General features: G+C 71.8%; 18 protein-coding genes and 1 pseudogene. 11 read left to right on the forward strand and 8 right to left on the reverse strand.

The window, feature by feature from the left end:
* The first annotated feature begins 121 nt into the window (after positions 1–121).
* A complete protein-coding gene (locus M2157_RS29920; RefSeq protein WP_280866721.1) occupies positions 122–601 on the forward strand; it encodes a hypothetical protein in 480 nt (159 codons plus the stop codon).
* 784 nt (positions 602–1,385) lie between these two features.
* On the opposite strand, the gene M2157_RS29925 is transcribed toward M2157_RS29920, so the two are convergent.
* Positions 1,386–2,396, reverse strand: a complete 1,011-nt coding sequence (locus M2157_RS29925) for an SEC-C domain-containing protein (RefSeq protein WP_280866722.1) — start codon at positions 2,394–2,396, stop codon at positions 1,386–1,388.
* Between the two features lie 101 nt (positions 2,397–2,497).
* Entirely contained in the window at positions 2,498–3,970 is a 1,473-nt protein-coding gene (locus M2157_RS29930; protein ID WP_280857863.1) for a beta-1,6-galactanase, read from the reverse strand.
* Positions 3,971–4,249: 279 nt separating this feature from the next.
* Here M2157_RS29930 and M2157_RS29935 point away from each other — a divergent pair, with 279 nt between their 5' ends.
* Positions 4,250–5,047, forward strand: coding sequence for a class E sortase (locus tag M2157_RS29935; RefSeq protein WP_280866723.1), 798 nt, complete (start codon positions 4,250–4,252; stop codon positions 5,045–5,047).
* Positions 5,048–5,053: 6 nt separating this feature from the next.
* Here the strand turns inward: M2157_RS29935 and M2157_RS29940 are convergent, their stop codons facing one another.
* Positions 5,054–5,188: a hypothetical protein gene (locus tag M2157_RS29940; protein WP_280866724.1), complete on the reverse strand. Its 135-nt coding sequence runs from the start codon at positions 5,186–5,188 to the stop codon at positions 5,054–5,056.
* A gap of 15 nt (positions 5,189–5,203) precedes the next feature.
* A complete protein-coding gene (locus tag M2157_RS29945) occupies positions 5,204–6,595 on the reverse strand; it encodes an MFS transporter (protein WP_280866725.1) in 1,392 nt (463 codons plus the stop codon).
* A 67-nt stretch (positions 6,596–6,662) separates the two neighbouring features.
* Between M2157_RS29945 and M2157_RS29950 the strand changes: the two genes are divergently transcribed.
* From M2157_RS29950 to M2157_RS29965, 4 genes are all read left to right on the forward strand, one after another.
* The gene (locus tag M2157_RS29950) at positions 6,663–7,190 is read left to right on the forward strand and encodes a helix-turn-helix domain-containing protein (protein WP_280857860.1); all 528 of its coding nucleotides are present in this window, start codon (positions 6,663–6,665) and stop codon (positions 7,188–7,190) included.
* Between the two features lie 37 nt (positions 7,191–7,227).
* Entirely contained in the window at positions 7,228–7,539 is a 312-nt protein-coding gene (locus M2157_RS29955) for a DUF6412 domain-containing protein (RefSeq protein ID WP_266528230.1), read from the forward strand.
* Positions 7,540–7,627: 88 nt separating this feature from the next.
* Positions 7,628–8,341 (forward strand): YidC/Oxa1 family membrane protein insertase, encoded by a 714-nt coding sequence (locus tag M2157_RS29960; protein WP_280866727.1) that lies wholly within the window; start codon positions 7,628–7,630, stop codon positions 8,339–8,341.
* 116 nt (positions 8,342–8,457) lie between these two features.
* Complete coding sequence (locus M2157_RS29965) at positions 8,458–9,315, forward strand: fumarylacetoacetate hydrolase family protein (RefSeq protein ID WP_057610904.1); 858 nt, start codon at positions 8,458–8,460, stop codon at positions 9,313–9,315.
* A 24-nt stretch (positions 9,316–9,339) separates the two neighbouring features.
* On the opposite strand, the gene M2157_RS29970 is transcribed toward M2157_RS29965, so the two are convergent.
* The 3 genes from M2157_RS29970 to M2157_RS29980 are packed head-to-tail and all read right to left on the reverse strand — an operon-like array spanning position 9,340 to position 11,823.
* Positions 9,340–10,197 carry an LLM class F420-dependent oxidoreductase gene (locus M2157_RS29970; protein WP_280866728.1) on the reverse strand — a complete coding sequence of 286 codons (858 nt, stop codon included), beginning with the start codon at positions 10,195–10,197 and terminating at the stop codon, positions 9,340–9,342.
* A gap of 46 nt (positions 10,198–10,243) precedes the next feature.
* Complete coding sequence (locus M2157_RS29975) at positions 10,244–10,753, reverse strand: heme-degrading domain-containing protein (RefSeq protein WP_280866729.1); 510 nt, start codon at positions 10,751–10,753, stop codon at positions 10,244–10,246.
* Positions 10,750–11,823: a Gfo/Idh/MocA family oxidoreductase gene (locus M2157_RS29980; protein ID WP_280866730.1), complete on the reverse strand. Its 1,074-nt coding sequence runs from the start codon at positions 11,821–11,823 to the stop codon at positions 10,750–10,752. Before M2157_RS29980 ends, M2157_RS29975 begins: the two co-directional genes overlap by 4 nt.
* A gap of 48 nt (positions 11,824–11,871) precedes the next feature.
* Between M2157_RS29980 and M2157_RS29990 the strand changes: the two are divergent.
* The 5 genes and pseudogenes from M2157_RS29990 to M2157_RS30010 all read left to right on the forward strand — a co-directional run bounded on the left by M2157_RS29990 (position 11,872) and on the right by M2157_RS30010 (position 16,558).
* A pseudogene (locus M2157_RS29990) lies at positions 11,872–13,234 on the forward strand (ROK family protein).
* A 230-nt stretch (positions 13,235–13,464) separates the two neighbouring features.
* On the forward strand, positions 13,465–14,331 hold the full coding sequence (locus M2157_RS29995; protein ID WP_280868295.1) for a hypothetical protein: 867 nt from the start codon (positions 13,465–13,467) through the stop codon (positions 14,329–14,331).
* Between the two features lie 113 nt (positions 14,332–14,444).
* The gene (locus M2157_RS30000) at positions 14,445–15,224 is read left to right on the forward strand and encodes an HAD-IIA family hydrolase (RefSeq protein WP_007382293.1); all 780 of its coding nucleotides are present in this window, start codon (positions 14,445–14,447) and stop codon (positions 15,222–15,224) included.
* Positions 15,225–15,310: 86 nt separating this feature from the next.
* The gene (locus M2157_RS30005; protein ID WP_280866732.1) at positions 15,311–15,850 is read left to right on the forward strand and encodes a hypothetical protein; all 540 of its coding nucleotides are present in this window, start codon (positions 15,311–15,313) and stop codon (positions 15,848–15,850) included.
* 6 nt (positions 15,851–15,856) lie between these two features.
* Complete coding sequence (locus M2157_RS30010) at positions 15,857–16,558, forward strand: class F sortase (RefSeq protein WP_280866733.1); 702 nt, start codon at positions 15,857–15,859, stop codon at positions 16,556–16,558.
* A 274-nt stretch (positions 16,559–16,832) separates the two neighbouring features.
* On the opposite strand, the gene M2157_RS30015 is transcribed toward M2157_RS30010, so the two are convergent.
* Complete coding sequence (locus M2157_RS30015; protein WP_280866734.1) at positions 16,833–17,192, reverse strand: ANTAR domain-containing protein; 360 nt, start codon at positions 17,190–17,192, stop codon at positions 16,833–16,835.
* Between the last annotated feature and the right edge of the window lie 353 nt (positions 17,193–17,545).

Consider the following 17,545-nt stretch of genomic DNA (forward strand, 5'->3'; position numbering starts at 1 on the left):
CGTCGGTGCAATACGGCGGAGATTTCGTGAAAAGCCGGGTGTTGACCCCGCGACAAGCAGAGCATTCCGAGTGCCATCTGTCATGTACCGGATTAGCGACATCTCACCACAGGAGTTGCGGATGAAGCGTTTACGGAGAACACAGCTGCTCGGCCTCGGTGTCATGGCGCTGATGCTCGGTCTGGTCGCCGCGCCGACCGCGCAGGCGGCACCGGCCGGGGTAGCAACTGCCGCCGCTCCCACGGCCGTTGAGTGCAGCGGCAGCTGGGACGGCAAGTCGTACTGGGCCAAGAGCCCTTCGGGGAGCAACGGGGGCGGGTACGCGCGCACCTACTGGAACGCCTCGACCAAGCGGAACTGCGCGAAGTTCTTCTCCAGCCCGTACGACGGTCTGGCGTCCAACATCACGCTGTACCTCCACGACGAGAGCGGTGACTACGTCGCCGACCCGCCGCCGGAGCACCCGGCGAACTACCACTACTACGCCGGGCCGCTCTACACCTGGTTCGACGCGACCAATGAGTGCATCCACCTGAGCGGGTCACTGATCCGGGGCGGGGTGAGGTACACCCTCAGCACCCCGGACATCCGGTGCGGCTGATCCAACGGGGTTGAATCGTCCAGCGGCACCGCTCACTTCATAGGTGCCGTCGGGCCGCCCGCTTCTTGGTCAGTGTCGTGCGTCCGCGGCCTGCCTCAAGGGCGCTCCCTGCGGTCGCGTCGCCTGCGGCGATCGGCCTTCGGCTGCCCCTTGACCCAGTCCGCTCCAGCACGGGGGAGAAGCGAGCGGGCGGCCCGAAAGGGCGGGTGGCCCAGGTGAGTTCAGGGTCGGGTCGGTCGTCATGTCGGCCGGGGTTGGGGGTGCGCGGTCGCGTCTCGCCTGCACGCCGGGTTGGTTCGGCGGCTTGCGGCCGGAAGGGCGGATTGTCAGTGGGCGTCGGCATGATGGCCCGGTGGATGATCTCGCTGTGCTGCGGCAGGAGTTCTCGGGGGATGAGGACGCGTTTCTTGTGATCTTGATCAGGGATCACCGGTGGGACAAGGGGGCCTTCTCCCGTCTGGAGCGGGCGATGCGCGGTGTGTGCGAGGTGTTCGAGGAGCGCGGGCAACAGGACTTGCCGCGATGGCTGGTGGAAGGGTTCTGGCTGTGTGCTGACTGGCTTCCGAGCCAGACGGAGCATCCGCGGTTTCCCAGGCCTGAACCGTCGGCCTACTACGAGGGCGGCTCTCACGAGGTTGCGAGACCTTCAGTATTGGCTGGTCACGGGAGAATCGCCGTACCTGACGGGCAGTCCGGTGGCGGATCTGTAGGACGGTCCGTACAAGAAGGAGGGGCGGGCCCCGGCGCCGGCCAGCGGCTCTTCGGGCCCGCCCCACCCCGTCGCTCACTCGCCGTGGCACTCCCCATAAACCCGCCCCGACCCGCACCAGCAAGCCGTCCCCCGCTGCGGCGGCCACTCCACCGCGCGGCCCCGGGCCGCCAGGGTCGTCGCGTACTGGGGGAGCAGTGCCGCCTCCGCCGGGGACATGAGCTCCGATGCCGCGAAGGCCTCGTACGACGGGACCGTGCCCGTCACGATGCCGAGGTTCGCCGTGCCGGAGGCGGACAGTTCGCGCAGGGAGGCTTCTATCGTCGCCAGGTGCTCCTCGTGGGAGGGGTACTCCGAGGAGAGGGAGGGGTAGGCGTCCACCAGTTCCGTGAGTTCGGAGGCGGGCCAGTGCAGGACCGCCACCGGGAACGGGCGGGACAGCGCCTCCCGGAACGTGCCCAGTTCCGCGCGCAGGCGGGAGATCTCCGCCTCCAGTTCCGCCGGGTTCTCCGAGCCGAGCGACCAGACGCGCTTCGGGTCGTGCAGCTCGTCCAGGGAGATCGGGGAGGTGTGGAGAGTGTCGGCCAGGACGTCCCAGTCGTCGTGGGCCAGGCCCAGCATGCGGCGGACGCGGTGACGGCCGAACAGCAGAGGATGCGTGGAGTACGGGGGTTCCGGTACGTCCGTGAGGAGCACCCTCGCGCCCTCCGTGAACGTCTCCTGCGCCTGCTCCAGCTCGTCGTGGGACTCCAGGGCCTCCGCGACGATCACCCAGGGGGCCGGGTCCCGGGGGGCCGCCACGCGGACGCCCTCGATGATCGCGCGGGCCTCGGCCTCATGGCCGTACTCCCAGAGGTTCGCGGCCTTGAGGGCTCGTACCAGATGGGGGTTCTCCAGGTCCTGGGACGAGGACAGCAACCGGTCGTAGAGGGAGGACGCGGAGGGGCGGTCGCCGGCCAGTTCCAGATGGGCCGCGGCCTGCAGGAGCAGGGCTTCGGCGTCCTCGGGATACCGGTCGGCGGTCCGCTCCAGGCGCGCCGCTTCGGCGTTGTGGTCGACGTTCTCGGCAGGCGTGTCGGGGCGCATGGGTGACACCGTACTGCCGATCAGTGACAAAGAAGAGGGAGGTGCAGGCCAGGGCCCGGTTAACAGGAGAAGAGCCCGGGTCCCGGCCCGCACGCCCCGTCTCAGATCGTCACGCCGTCGATCTGCAGCGTCTGTACCGCCTTCGCCGCGAAGGGCACGGCCACCGACTTTCCGCTCAGGAAGGTGTTGGAGTACGACACGTACTTGTCGCCGCCCGTCGTCACCGTGTTCCAGCGCGGGACCAGGCCGCCCGAGCCGCCCGTGACCGTCGTGAAGCGGGACAGGTCGAAGGTCAGGGTCTGGGCCGACGTGGAGGTGTTCAGGGCCACGATGACCAGGCGCTTGGCCGAGGAGTCGTAGGCCGCGACGGCGTTGCTCACGCCCGTGTCGATGATCTTCATCCCGGGGCGGATGTGCCGGGCGAACTGGGCCATGACGTAGTACTTCGTCTGGACCGAGGTCGGCTGGAGGGTGTTCTGGTCGTACGCGATCATCGCCCAGCCTGTCGACGGGTCCATGACCTGCCAGTAGACCCAGGCCGTGGGGTGCAGCCAGCGGAAGTCGTAGAGGAGGTTGAAGGCCATGGTGTAGCCGGTGCCGTCGCTGTCGCCGGTCTCGGAGTTCCACAGCTTCTTGCCGGCCGTGGTCACGACGTCCGTGTACAGGAGGTCCCTGCGGCCGCCCGAGCCCTGGTAGCCGTGCACGTTGACCTGGTTGACGTACCCCTTCGTGGTCGAGCTGAAGGAGTTCCAGGTGGTGCGGGCGAGGTCGTAACTCGTCTCGTCGGAGGCCGAGATCTTCACGCCGGTCAGCCCGCGGTTGTTCAACTCGCTGCGCAGGTACGGCAGTACGGCCGACTGGACCGTCGCGTCCATGTGGCAGCCCTCCTGCGTGCCGGTCGCCGTCCACCAGGACGAGGAGGGCTCGTTGAAGGCGTCGACCGTCGAGAAGTTCACGCCCCAGTTGTTCTTGGCGTACAGCGCCGTGGCCGCCAGGTGGGAGGCGTGCTGGCGGTAGTTCCAGGACTGGAGGTTGTTGCCGCCGTCGGAGGCGCCGGAGGGGTTGTGGTTCAGGCACATCCACCACATGGGGGAGTTGGCGAACAGCTCGCTGACGGCCCCTCGTTGCGTGGCCTTCACCAGCATCGCCCGCTGGTTCGCGTCCGCCGTCCAGTCCCACGCCGAGGACGTCGGGTCCTCGTTGTTCCAGTCCTGCCAGAAGCCCTCGATCTGCTTGAAGGCGGGGATGTTCGGCGAGGCGGTCATCGACGTGCCGCCCACGGAGTTCCAGCTGGACGCGCCCAGGTTGTAGCGGGCGATGTTGAGGCCGAGGCCGGGGAGTGAAGTGCCGTTGTAGGACGTCGACTTGGTGGTGAAGAAGATGTCGGCGAAGTCGTCCCGGGCGCCGAACACGTTGGCCCACCAGGCCAGGGAGGTGCCCCAGCCCTCCCAGGTGCCGTACGACGTCCCCGGGCTGACCGCGATCGTTGCGTCCGCACGGGCGGTACCGGTGGCCAGCGCGCTGCCGAGGAGGGTGCCTCCTGCGGCTGTCAGCAGCGTTCTGCGTCGGATCATGGCTACTCCGAACTCCGATGGATCGACGCGGCCTTCTGACCCGCGTCGTGGCCTGCCCCGTTCATGCCACGACGAAGCATCGGGTGTGGCCAGTGGGGTTGTCGAGAGTTCTGACAGCCCTTCCTAAAACCTGTGGAGGAAGTTCGGTATGCCGGACACGCCGACCGCTCGGCCGGCTCCCCGCCGCCCGCTCCGCCCGCTCTACGAGGCGTTCGGCACTGGTGAGTTGGAGGCCCGGCCCTTATCGTGCGGGCGGCCCCGTCGGAGGAGGCGTGAGGTATGCGGCAGCGCGTCATGCACCACGGAGCCCGGCGCCGGCGCGAGCGTCGCCGCCGCGCGGTGTGGACCGGCGGCGAACTCCTGGTCAGCGCGGGCGTCGTCCTGCTGCTGCTCGTCGTGCACCAGCTGTGGTGGACCAACCGGGAGGCCAAGGAGGGCGCTCAGCGTGGGGTGGAGGCGCTGGAGCGGGATTGGGGGCGGGGCGGGGGAGCCGATTCGGATACGGCCGCCGGCTCCGGGCCACCGGCCGCGTCCTCTTCTACGGCTTCTACGACGTCCCCGGGCTCGCGCGCCGAGCGGGATCTCCGCGCTGCCGCCTCGGACCCCGCCGCCCTGACGCCGGACCGGTCCCAGGCGTACGCCATCCTCACCGTCCCGCGTCTCCACCTCCGCGTGCCCGTCGCCGAGGGCGTCGGCAAGCGGAGCGTGCTCAACAAGGGGTACGTCGGCCACTACCCCGGCACCGGACAGCCGGGCCGGGCCGGGAACTTCGCGCTTGCCGGGCACCGCAACACCCACGGCGAGCCCTTCCGGTACATCAACCGGCTCGCGCCAGGGGACACCGTCCGGGTGGAGACGCGGAGCGCGGTCTACACGTACGCCGTGGACAGGACCCTCCGCCAGACCTCGGCCCGCGACTCGGGAGTGCTTCGCCCGGTACCGCGCTCGACGGTCCACCCCACCTACGGCTACACCGCGCCCGGTTACTACCTCACCCTCACCACGTGCACCCCGGAGTACACGTCCCGGTACCGGCTGGTGGTGTGGGGCAAGCTGGTGTCGATGCGGCCGCGTTGATGGGCCTCAGTGCTCCCGCAGCCTGCCGGAGGAGGTGGCGATGGCGATGGTCAGGGCGACTCCGGCGCATGAGCCGATGTAGCGGAAGGTCTGTTGGGTGCCCGATCCCATCGCCGCCCGCGCCCCCGGGACGGACTCCACGGCGAGCAGCGGGGCTCACTGCTCCCGCAGTGCCACCACGCTCGCCGCCGCCACCAGCGCCAGGCCCGCCGAGACCAGCATGGCGATGTCCGCGCCGTGGGCGAGGCCGCTTCCGGAGGAGGTGGCGATGGCGATGGTCAGGGCGACTCCGGCGCATGAGCCGATGTAGCGGAAGGTCTGCTGGGCGCCCGATCCCATCGCGGCCCGCGCGGCCGGGACGGACTCCACCGCGAGCAGTGGGAGTGCCGCGTTCAGCAGGCCGCTGCCGATGCCGGCCACCACGAGGCCGGGGAGCAGCCGTACCCAGGAACCGGCGTCCAGCGAGCCCAGCATGGTGAGGACGCCCGCCGCGTGCAGCAGGAAGCCGATCGCGAGCTGCCATCGCGGCGGCACCCGGCCCGCGAGGCGCCTGGCCTGGAGGGCCACCGCGAAGGACAGGCCGGACCAGAGGAGGAAGAGCCAGGCGGTGTCCATCGCGGACAGGCCGACGGTCTGCTGGAGGAGGGCCGGGAGGAAGCTGAACAGGCCGATCACCGCGAGACCCGTGAACAGGCCGCTGGAGGAGGACGCGAGGAACCGGCGGTGGCGCAGCAGGCCCAGGTCGATCATGGGGGTCCGGGAGCGCCGCTCCACCGCGACGAACACGGCCAGCAGGACCACGAACGCCAGCAGCAACAGCTCGACCGGCGTCCGCAGCCAGCCATCCCGGCCCAGGGTCAGCGCTGCCACCAGGGCGACCAGGGCGAGCCCGAAGGTCACGGCTCCGGCGAGGTCGGGGCGGCCGCCGCGCGGGGCCCGGGACTCCGTCAGGAGCCGTGCGGACAGGGCGGCCACGAGCACGGCGGCGGCGCCGAGAACGCCGTAGGACACCCGCCAGCTCGGCAGCGCGCCGCTCAGCAGAGGACCGACCGCGATGCCGCCGCTCACGAACGCGCCCCACACGCCGGTCGCGTGCAGGCGCCCCCTCGGTGAGGGGAACGCGTGGACGATCAGGCCCAGGCTGCTCGCGAGGAGGGCCGCGCTGGCCGCGCCCTGGGTGATCCGGGCCAGGGTGAACAGCCAGGTGGACGAGGTCAGCGCGCCGAGGGCCGTGGTGAGGCCCAGCGCCAGGGTGCCGGCGACGAAGATCCGGCGGCGGCCGTAGTCGTCGGCGAGGCTGCCGGCGACCAGGAGGAGGGCGGCGAGGCCGAGCGGGGTGCCGTTCAGGAGCCAGGCCTGGGCGGACAGCGGGGTGTGCAGGTCGGCGGCGACCTCGGGGAGCGTGACCATCGGGGCGGTGTACGTCATCAGGGCCACGGCGGTGGCGGCGCTGGTCAGGGCCAGGGTCGCGGTAGGGCGTGGGGACGCTGGGGCCGGGGCGGCCGGCACCTTCGTCTCCCTGAGAGTTCGTTCACTGAACCTTGTCATGCCGAGAACCGTAGCAGAGTAGGTTCGGTCATTGAACCTACTGCCGGAAAATGGTTACAGTGGCGCCATGGCACTGGGTAAGGACTACGCGACACAGGAATGCTCGATCGCCCGCGCGCTGGAGATCGTCGGCGAACGCTGGACCCTGCTCGTCGTCCGCGACGCCCTCTACGGCGTCCGGCGCTACAACGACTTCCTCGTCCACCTCGGCATCCCGCGCGCGGTCCTCGCCGCCCGCCTCCAGATGCTCACCGAGGAGGGGATCCTCGTAAAGCGCCGGTACCAGGAGTCCCCGCCGCGCGACGAGTACGTCGTCACCGACCGCGCCATCGCCCTGTGGCCCGCCCTGCGCGCCCTCGGCCGCTGGGGCCGCGAGCACTACGGCGAGACCGTGCTGCGCACCTTCCAGCACACCGAGTGCGGCACCGAGATCGGCTCCTACGGCGAATGCCCCGCCTGCGCCAGGGTCGTACCGCTCGAGGAGGTGCTGATGCTGCCGGGTCCCGGACTCGATCCGCACCCGGCGGATCCGGTCAGCCGGGCCCTGCTCAAGCCGAAGCCGCTCTTGCAGCCGGTCGTGGTCGATCAGGTATAACCGGGAGAGGACCGACAGCAGGGAGAGGGGGAGTGCCGTGATCCGCAACTGGACCGGCGTGCGGCCCGCCGCCGTGCTCCTGCTCCTCGTCCTCGACGTCGTCCTGCTCGACACCGGCAGCCTCTCCGCCGCCGTCGCGCTCGCCGCGACCGCCGCGGCCGGCTCCGCCTTCGCCGCCTGCTCGCTGATCGCCTCGCGCTGCGCGCCCGCCGTACCGCCCACCCGGGTCCGTACGGCCATCCGCGACCGCGCCCGCCGCACGGCCTTCCTCCCGCAACGCGACCCCGACGCCAAGGGTCGCCCCCGCCCCCGAGCGCCCGGTCACGCCCTCCTGGCGACCGTCGCGTAGGGACCCACTCCTGCAAGGACACCCCGCGCGGGTCGTCATGCCGCCTCGCACCACTCCCGGCACGACGAGACCCCCGGAGGGCTCACCCATGTCCGTCTTCGCTGATCTGGTCCAGCATCTCGCCGACCTGCTCCACCCCCTCTTCGGCGCCACCGCGGCCGCCGCCGCGATCGTCCTGTTCACCGCTTTCGTACGACTGCTCGTGCACCCCCTGTCCCGCGCCGCCGCCCGCGGCCAGAAGGCCCGCACCAGGCTCCAGCCGAAGATCGCCGAGCTGCGCACCGAGCACAAGGGCAGCCCCGACAAGCTCCAGAAGGCGATCCTGGAACTGCACGCCGAGGAGAAGGTCTCACCGCTGACCGGCTGCCTGCCCGTGATGTTCCAGATGCCGGCGTTCTTCCTGCTCTACCACCTCTTCTCGAACACGACGATCGGCGGGAAGACGAATGAACTGCTCGGCCACGAGCTGTTCGCCGCGCCGCTCGGCGGGCGGTGGGCGGACGCGCTCGGGGACGGCGGGATGTTCCAGGGAGCGGGCCTCGTGTACGTCTGCCTGTTCGCGTTCGTGATCGTGGTGGCGACCTTCAACTACCGCCGCACGAAGCGGATGATGGCCGCGAACCCGGTCATACCGGTGACGGACGGGCAGCCGGTGCCCGGGGCGGGCGCGATGAGCAAGGTGATGCCGTTCATGTCCTTCTTCACCCTCTTCACCGTGGCGGTGGTGCCCCTGGCGGCCGCGCTGTACGTGGTGACCAGTTCGACGTGGGCCGCGGTCGAGAGGGCGGCCCTGTACCGCTGACCGGTCCAGTCCGTGAACCGGGTATTGCGGACTGGACACTCAGCTTGGAGGATCGACCAGTCATCCGATGGCTGCACCCGTCGGCGGGCGCCCCGCAATCGAGGGAGATAGTGATCATGAAGCTGCTGCGAGTCGGTACGGCGGGAACGGAGACGCCCGCGCTGCTCGACGCCGACGGGGTCCTGCGGGACCTGTCCGGTGTCGTGGACGACATCGACGGGACGCTGCTCGCCGACGACGCGGCACTCGGCCGGGTCCGCGCGGCCGCGGAGGCCGGGGAACTGCCGGCGCTGGACGCCACGGGGCTCCGCGTCGGCCCGCCGATCGCCCGGATCGGGAAGATCGTCTGCATCGGTCTCAACTACCACGACCACGCGCGCGAGACGGGGGCCGAGCCGCCCGCCGAGCCGGTGATCTTCTTCAAGGCCGCGGACACGGTGGTGGGCCCCTACGACACCGTGCTGGTGCCCCGGCGGTCGGTGAAGACCGACTGGGAGGTCGAGCTGGCGGTCGTCATCGGGCGTACGGCCCGCTACCTGGAGTCCGTGGAGGAGGCGCTCGCTCATGTCGCCGGGTACGCGGTGGCGCACGACGTGTCCGAGCGGGAGTTCCAGATCGAGCGCGGGGGGACGTGGGACAAGGGGAAGAACTGCGAGACGTTCAATCCCCTGGGCCCCTGGCTGGTGACGGCGGACGAGGTTCCCGATCCGCAGGATCTGTCCCTGAAGCTGTGGGTCAACGGAGAGCAGAAGCAGAACGGCACGACCGCCGAGCAGATCTTCCCCGTCGGCGAAGTGGTGCGGTACGTCAGCCAGTTCATGACCCTGTACCCCGGAGATGTCATCAACACCGGTACGCCGGCCGGGGTCGCCATGGGAGAGCCCGAGCCCAAGCCCTATCTCCGCTCCGGGGATGTGGTGGAGCTGGAGATCTCGGGGCTCGGGCGTCAGCGCCAGGAGTTCAAGGATGCGTAGGGCAGGACGCTCAGGGCAGTTCACTCACCCCAGCAGCGACGCCAGCCTGCGCCAGGCCTCCCTCGGGAGGTCGTAGCGCGGGCCTCCGTCCACGATCTGCAGGGCCACGTGGTCCGCGCCCGCCTCGATGAACTCGTCGATGCGGGCGCGGATCCTCTCGTCCGTGCCCCAGGCGTAGACCGCGTCGACCAGGCGGTCGCTGCCGCCGTCCTTCAGGTCGTCCTCGGTGAAGCCGTTGCGGAGGAAGTTGTTGGTGTAGTTGGGCAGGCCCAGGTACATGGCGAGGTAGCCGCGGGCCACGCTCCGGGCCTTCGCGGGGTCGGATTCGAGGACGACCTTCAGCTCCGGAGCCAACAGGGGTGCCTCGCCCAGGAGTTCGCGGGACCGTGCCGTCTGCTCCGTGGTGATCAGATACGGGATCGAGCCGGCCGAGCGGTCCCGGGCCAGCGCGATGGTCTTGGGGCCCAGCGCGGCCAGCACGCGGCTTTCGGCAGGGACTCCGGCCTCGTCCAGGGCGTCCAGGTAGGCCACCAGGGCCGAGTACGGGCGGCGGTACTGATCCGCGAGCTTGGCGTGGCTGACGCCCAGGCCCAGGACGAAACGGCCGGGGTGGGCGGCGTTCAGATCGGCGAAGCTCGCGGCGGCGGCCTCGGGTTCGTGGTCCCAGATGCTCTGGATGCTGGTGCCGACGGCGATCCGGGGGGTCGCCTCGAGCAGCGGGGCGGCGTTCGCGGCCGAACTGCTGCCGCCCAGCCAGATCGCGCCGAACCCGAGTTCCGCCAACTCGGCGGCGGCCTCGGCGCGTTCGCCCCGCTGGGACGGGTCCTCCGAACGCAGGCCGCCGCCGTTCCAGATGCCGTACTTTCCGATGGTCTCCTTCATGGCAGGTGGCAACGTGCCAGGCCCCGGCGATAATTCCGGTCCCGGGCTAACGGTCCTTGCTCAGGAACTCCTCCAGCACCTCGACCACGAAACGGTGGTCCTGGAGCTGGGGCAGACCGGAGACCGTCACCGTGCCGACGACGCCCACGCCCTCCACCGTGATGGGGAAGGAGCCGCCGTGGGCCGCGTACTCGTCCGGGTCCAGGCGCGAGGACTCCTCGAAGGTGCTGCCCTTGGCGCGGAAGCGGGCACCGACCAGGTAGGAGGCGGAGCCGTAGCGCTCCACGACCCGGCGCTTGCGGTCGATCCAGGCGTCGTTGTCCGGGGTGGAACCCGGCAGGGCGGCGTGGAAGAGCTGCTGGCCGCCGCGGCGGATGTCGATGGCCACCGGCGCCTGCCGCTCCCGGGCCAGCTCGACCAGCAGGGAGCCCAGCGCCCACGCGTCCTCGTACGTGAACTGCCGGAAGACCAGGCGGCGTTCCTGCGCCTCCAGCTCCTCCAGCGGCGGGGTCAGTTCCGGATGGAACTTCGGGGTCAGCTCGGTGTTGTGCGTCACAGCTCCACCGCCACTCCGTCGTGGGCCGAACGGCGCGCCGCCTCCAGTACGTCGAGGGCGGCGGCCGCCTCCAGCGCGGTCACCGGGTTGGTGCCGCCGCCGGAAAGGGCCCTGGCCACGGCCGCATAGTAAGCGGGGTAGTCGCCGGAAAGGGTGGGGACGGGGCTGCCGCCTCCCGTCACGGGGGACTCGCCCGAGCCGAGCCGGCCCCACAGCGACTCCGGCTCCCGGCCCCAGCCGGCCGCGGTCCCGGGGCGCTCGCCCTCGCGCAGGGCGGTCTCCTGCGGGTCGAGGCCGTACTTCACATAGCCCGCCTTGGAGCCCAGCACCCGGAAACGGGGGCCGAGTTGGGCGGTGGTGGCGGAGACGTAGAGGTGGGAGCGGACGCCGCTCGCGTGGGTGATCGCGATGAACGTGTCGTCGTCGATCTCGGCGCCCGGGCGGCGGACGTCCGCCTCGGCGTATACGGAGGCGGCGGGCCCGAAGAGGGTCAGGGCCTGGTCGACGACGTGACTGCCGAGGTCGTAGAGCAGACCTCCGACCTCTGCGGGGTCACCGGACTCGCGCCAGCCGCCCTTGGGCTGCGGCCGCCACCGCTCGAAGCGGGACTCGAAGCGCCATACGTCGCCCAGTTCGCCCTCGTCGAGGAGCTTGCGGAGGGTCAGGAAGTCGTTGTCCCAGCGCCGGTTCTGGAAGACGGAGAGGAGCAGTCCGCGCTCCTCGGCCAGCGCCGCCAGCCCGCGCGCCTCGGCCGCGGTTCCCGCGATCGGCTTGTCGACCACGACCGGCAGGCCCGCCTTCAGGGCGGTGGTGGCGAGCGGGACGTGCGTCTTGTTGGGGGACGCGATGACGATCAGGTCCAGGTCGGCGGCGCGGGCGAACAGCTCGTCGGCGCCCGCGACCGTACGCACGTCCGGGAACTCGGCGCGGGCCTGTTCCTGCCGCTCGGGGTTCGAGGTGACCACCGTGTCGAGGGTGAGGCCCTCGGTGGCGGCGATCAGCGGGGCGTGGAAGACGGAGCCCGCGAGGCCGTAGCCGACGAGGCCCACGCGGAGGTCAGCAGCAGTCATGGCTCCCACTTTCGCAACGCTGTTGCCAAAGTGCAAGCGTGGCGGACAATGGCAGACGTGAACAGGACGAACGGCGGCGCCAACCTCCTGGCCCTGCGCAGCCACAACACCGCGCTCGTGCTCGACCTGCTGCGGGGCGCGGGCGCCGGGGGAATCAGCCGGCTGGAACTCGCCGAGCGCACGGGTCTCACCCCCCAGGCCGTCAGCAAGATCACCGCCCGGCTCCGGGAGGAGGGCCTCGCGGTGGAGGCGGGGCACCGCGCCTCGACGGGCGGCAAGCGGCGGACCGTACTGCGACTGGTGCCGGGGGCGGGCCACGCGGTGGGCGTCCACCTGGACCGCGACTCGCTGCGGGCCGTGCTGGTGGACCTGGCGGGGACGGCGGTGGCCGAGCGGTGCGCGTGGCGCCGCGCTGGACCTGGGCGCGGGGGCGGAGGCGGTGGTGGCGGTGGTCGCGGGGGAGGTGGAGGCGCTGGCGAAGGGGGTGCGGGAAGGGGGCGGGGCGGGGACCTGTCCGGGTCCGGACACAGGGCCGTCCACCGGCGCCGCGGAGCTGCGGGGGCAGGCCGGGATGGGGGCGGCCGGTGCGGGCGCAGGTTCGTTCACCGGCACCCCGGCGCTCGCGGCCCCGGGGCCCGACTCGAAGGCCCCCTCTCTGTCTCCGGGCTCTGCGCCGGAGCCGGGTGCGGTCTCGCATCCGGTCTCCGCCCCGCAGACCGCCGTCGGTTCGCCACCGGCCTCCGGCCCCCTCCCCGGCGCCGCGGAGCTCCTCGGCGTCGGCGTCGCCCTCCCCGGCCCCCTCGATCACACCCGGGGTGTACTGCACCGCGTCACCGGCTTCCCCGAGTGGGACGGCTTTCCGCTGCGGGACGCGCTCGCGCGGCGGCTCGGGGTGCCTGTGGTGGTCGACAAGGACACCAACGCGGCCGCGCTGGGGCTCGCGGTCGCGGGGGAGCGCGGGTCGTTCGCTTATCTGCACCTCGGTACGGGGCTCGGCGCCGGGCTCGTCATCGACGGGGCCGTGCACCGGGGCGCGCGGACCGGGGCCGGGGAGTTCGGACACCAGGTCGTCCAGCTCGACGGACCGCCCTGCGGCTGCGGTGACAGGGGCTGCGTCGAGGCGCTCTGCCTGGCGGCGGTGGCCCGCGGCGACCTCGCCGAGGCGGCACGGGTCCTCGGCATCGCGGCCGGCAACCTCATCGCCCTGCTCGACATCGACCTGCTCCTGCTGGGCGGCCGTACCGTCGCCACCGCCCCGGACGCTTTCCTACGAGGGGTAGCAGCCGTCCTCGACGAACGCGCCCGGCGCGCGGGCGAGCAGCCGGTCCCCGTACGAGCCGCGCCCGGCGAGGTCGCCGACGGGGCCGCACAGCTCGTGCTGGGCCCGCTGTTCGGACGCGCCGACGCCTGACGTCCGCTGATCGAGGGGACTTCCCGGGCCTCACGGAGCGGCATCCCCGGCCGACCGCCCGCGCCCGCCAGGGTCATGTGTTTATGCGACGGTATGTGCACGCCTACACGCCAGCCCTCCTCGGCCTCGCGGCGGCAGCCGCCCTGTTCCCCGCACTCCCGGCGGCGGCCCTCCCGGCCCCCGCCACCCCGGCAGCGGTCTTCCGAGCCCCGGCACCCCCGGCGGCGGCCATGTTTCCTGCACCCTCGGCGGCTGCCGCGCTGTTCCCCGCGACTCCGGCGGCAGCCGCGCCTGCGCCCGCGCTGTTCCCCGCGCTCCCGGCGGCGGCCCTCCCGGCCCCCGCCATCTCGGTAGCGGCCGTCCGAGCCCCCGCACCCCCGGCGGCGGCCTTCCGAGCCCCCGCCGATCCCGCCACCCCCACCCCCACGGCCCGCGTCGGTGACTCCTGCGCCCCCACCGGTCGCACCTTCCCCCTCACCACCCGCATCCACGGTGGCCCCGCCGTCTACGACGCCGGTGGTGGCTACAGCGTCTGGTACCTGGACCTCACCAACACGACCCGGCGTACCTGCGCCGCCGTCCACCCCGTCGTCGTCCTCGTCGACGAGCGGCACGTCCTGAAGCCCTCCCAGGCCCGCCTCGAGTTCTACGACGGCCCCCGCACCCGCGCCGTCCGTCTCGAGAGCACCACCGAGGATGAACTCGTCGGGGCTTTCGGAGGAGCCGGGTTCACCGTCGGCCCCGGAAAGACCCTCAGCGTGAGGGTACGGCTCGCGCTCACCCCGGACGCCGTGCCGAACAAGGTCACCGTCAACGCGGCCGTCGTCCAGCGGCACGGAGAGGACGGCGACTGGGTGGGGCAGTCCAACGACTACCTCTTCGGCATCGACACCGATAGCAGCCCGCGCCCCGATCCGAGCCCACGTTCCGATCCGAGCCCGCGCCCCGACACAGCCACCCCGGAAGGCCACCCCTTCACGGACGCGGTCGAGGAACTCGCCAGCACCGGCTCCGGCGTGGCCGCCGCCGTCCTCGCGACCGTCTCCCTCCTCCTGGTCACAGTGGGCGCGATCCTGCGATCTCGCGGCCGCCGTTGACACCAAACCTTCCGAGACCTGTCCCGAACCGGCCATTCCCCCAAGATCCGGCCACTGTCTAGGCTGGGGCCGACGCAGCACGGCGTACACGCGTACGGCAGGAGACCCCGCACATGGCAGACCGCAAGCCCATCGATTCGTGGCTCACCGACATGGACGGTGTGCTCATCCACGAGGGCGTGCCGATCCCCGGCGCCGACGCCTTCCTGAAGAAGCTCCGCGAGTCCGGCAAGCCCTTCCTGGTGCTGACCAACAACTCCATCTACACCCCGCGCGACCTGCACGCCCGCCTGCGCCGCATGGGCCTGGACGTCCCGATCGAGAACATCTGGACCTCCGCCCTGGCCACCGCCCAGTTCCTGGACGACCAGCGGCCCGAGGGCACGGCGTACGTCATCGGCGAGGCGGGTCTGACCACCGCGCTGCACGACATCGGCTACATCCTCACCGACCACGAGCCCGACTACGTCGTCCTCGGGGAGACCCGCACCTACTCCTTCGAGGCCATGACCAAGGCGGTCCGGCTCATCAACGACGGTGCCCGTTTCATCTGCACCAACCCCGACGAGACCGGCCCCTCCGCGGAGGGCGCGCTGCCGGCCACCGGCGCCGTCGCCGCCCTGATCACCAAGGCGACCGGCAAGCAGCCGTACTTCGCGGGCAAGCCCAACCCGCTGATGATGCGCACCGGACTCAACACCATCGGCGCGCACTCCGAGACCAGCGCGATGATCGGCGACCGCATGGACACCGACGTCCTGGCCGGCATGGAGGCCGGCATGCAGACCTTCCTGGTGCTCACCGGCCTGACCCGCCCCGAGCAGGTCGAGGATTTCCCGTACCGGCCCTCGAAGGTCGTGGACTCCATCGCGGACCTCGTCGACCGGATCTGAGGCGACCCGAACGGAGCAACGCGGCTCCTCCTCGGGATGCGGGCCCCGGCCCCCCGGGAGACCCTCCTGGTATCTGGAGGTTCACGATGGGTTCAGTACGCCTCACTCTCTGTACCGCGGCCCTGGCTGTCGCCGCCCTCGCCCCGGCCGCGCAGGCGGCGGACGGCGGAAGCGTCTCGGTGACCCCGTCGTCCCCCGCCGCCGGCGCCGATCTCACGCTGCGGGTGACCGGCTGCGCGGGGAAGACGGCCACCGCCACCTCGGCCGCGTTCGTCGCGGACGCCCGGCTGACCGGGGCCGACGGCAGCCTCACCGGCGAGACCCGCGTCCGCTCCTCGGCCGAACCCGGCCCCTACGACGTGCAGATCACCTGCGCCGACTTCCAGGTGAAGGGCCGGATCACGGTCGTCACGGCACAGGGCATCACCGCCCACGCCCCCGCCCCCGCGACCCCCGCCGCCCCGGTGAACGCGGGCGGCGGCTGGACCGCCACCCACCTCTCCGCCATGGAGCCCCACCCCACCGGACCCGGCACCGGGCACGCGGTGACCGGGCTGGTACTCGCCGGGGTCGCGGCGGTGGCCGTAGTGCTGCGTCGCAGCCGCCGGAGTCGCGGGACGGGCTGACCCCAGATGTCCGACCGTTTCTCCGACCAGGAAGGCGGTCCCGCCCACCGCGCACACGTCTCCGGGACCGGACGGCTGGTGGCCGGCGTGACCTGGGCGGTGCTGCTGCTCGGGCTGTGGCTGTGGGGCCGCGAGGTGACCGGCGTACGGCACGCCATGTCCGCGCCGACCACCGGTGACGTGGCCGCGGTCGGGCGCCCGCCCGAGGCCGTCGAACTGCCGCCCGCCGCACGGCCCTTGAAGGGGGCGCGGCCGCAGCGCCTCGACATCCCGGACCTCGGGGTGCAGGCGCCCGTGGTGGCCCGCGGCCTGGACGCGCGGGGCGCCCTCGACCCGCCGCCCTTCGGCCAGCCCGGAATCGTCGGCTGGTACGCGGCCGGCGCGAAACCGGGGGCCGCCGGGACCGCGCTGATGGTGGGACACGTCGACACCGAGACCCGGCCCGCGGTGTTCCACAGGATCAGCGCCCTGAAGCCGGGCGAGACGGTCCGGGTGATCCGCGACGACGGCAGGGTCGCCGAGTTCACCGTCGACGACGTACGGGTCGTCAGCCGTGAGAGCTTCGACGCCCACCAGGCCTACGGCCCACGCGAGTCGGGCCGCGCCGAACTGCGCCTGATCACCTGCGGCGGCACCTTCGACCGGGCGACCCGCAGCTACTCGGCGAACGTGATCGTCTCGGCGTATCTGACGGGCACGGGCCTGTAGGACCCGGCAGGCGTCACCCGGCCCGGTCGGCGACCCGCTCCCCCCGAAGTCGCCGACCGGGCTGGTCCTCGACCACGCACGCTCGGGCTGCGGGAGTAACCCGGCGACGGCGCGGGAGGCCTGGGAGGCACGGTGGGTGCTGACTGCGGCCAGGGGCTGGGGTCGTATCCCTATGAGGAGACTCTAGAACGTATGAGCGCCCGGGCCTAGAGGCTGACTGACGCCAAGTCCCGTGCTCGTGGCTCTCCGTCATACGACCTGGTGGTACCTGGTCCTACGCGGGTGAGTCGGCGCCTCCGCCGCTCTCCCGGTGCAGCTCGGCGTCATCCTCGACGCCCTCGATGACCGCGCTCGCCACCTGGTCCAGGGGCAACCGGTGCCGTCGCGCGTACTGCCGTAGCGCCATGAACGCCCGGTCGGCGCGGACGCTCCAGCGCTCGGCGAGCATCCCATTGGCCTGCTCGATGCGGACTCTGCTGGAGAGGGCTTCCTGCAACTGCCCCGACAGGTCGCGGTACCGGGCGTAGGTGCTGCGGTTCTGCAGGCCGAGGGCGGCGGCGTCGGCGAGGGCCTGGGCGACATGGACCTCGGAGGTGACGTCGTCGGCCGCAGTGGTGTCGGGCAGCGTGGGCACGAACACGTTGAGGGCGCCCAGCAGCTTCTCGCGGCGGGCGCAGCGGGACTGCGAACGTTGTCACGATGTCGTGCCTGAGGGCCCGTTCGGTGAAGTCGGGCCAGCGGGCGTCCGCGTGGGCGATCCGAATGGAGACCGGCGGTACGGGCTCTCCCGAGCCGTAGCTGTCCGGACAGGGCCGCCGCCGTGCTGCGCCTCCAGCAGGTCCAGCGCCACCTGTTCGTCCCGGCTGCCGGCGGCCTGCGACACCGACCGGCCCCCGTCGATGAGCATCACCCCGGCCGCCCGGGCGTCGAGCAGTTCCACGCAGTGATCGGAGAGCCGTTGTAAGTACCGGGTGGCCTCGAAGCCCT

The organism is Streptomyces sp. SAI-127, assembly GCF_029894425.1.
Taxonomy (GTDB): Bacteria; Actinomycetota; Actinomycetes; order Streptomycetales; family Streptomycetaceae; genus Streptomyces.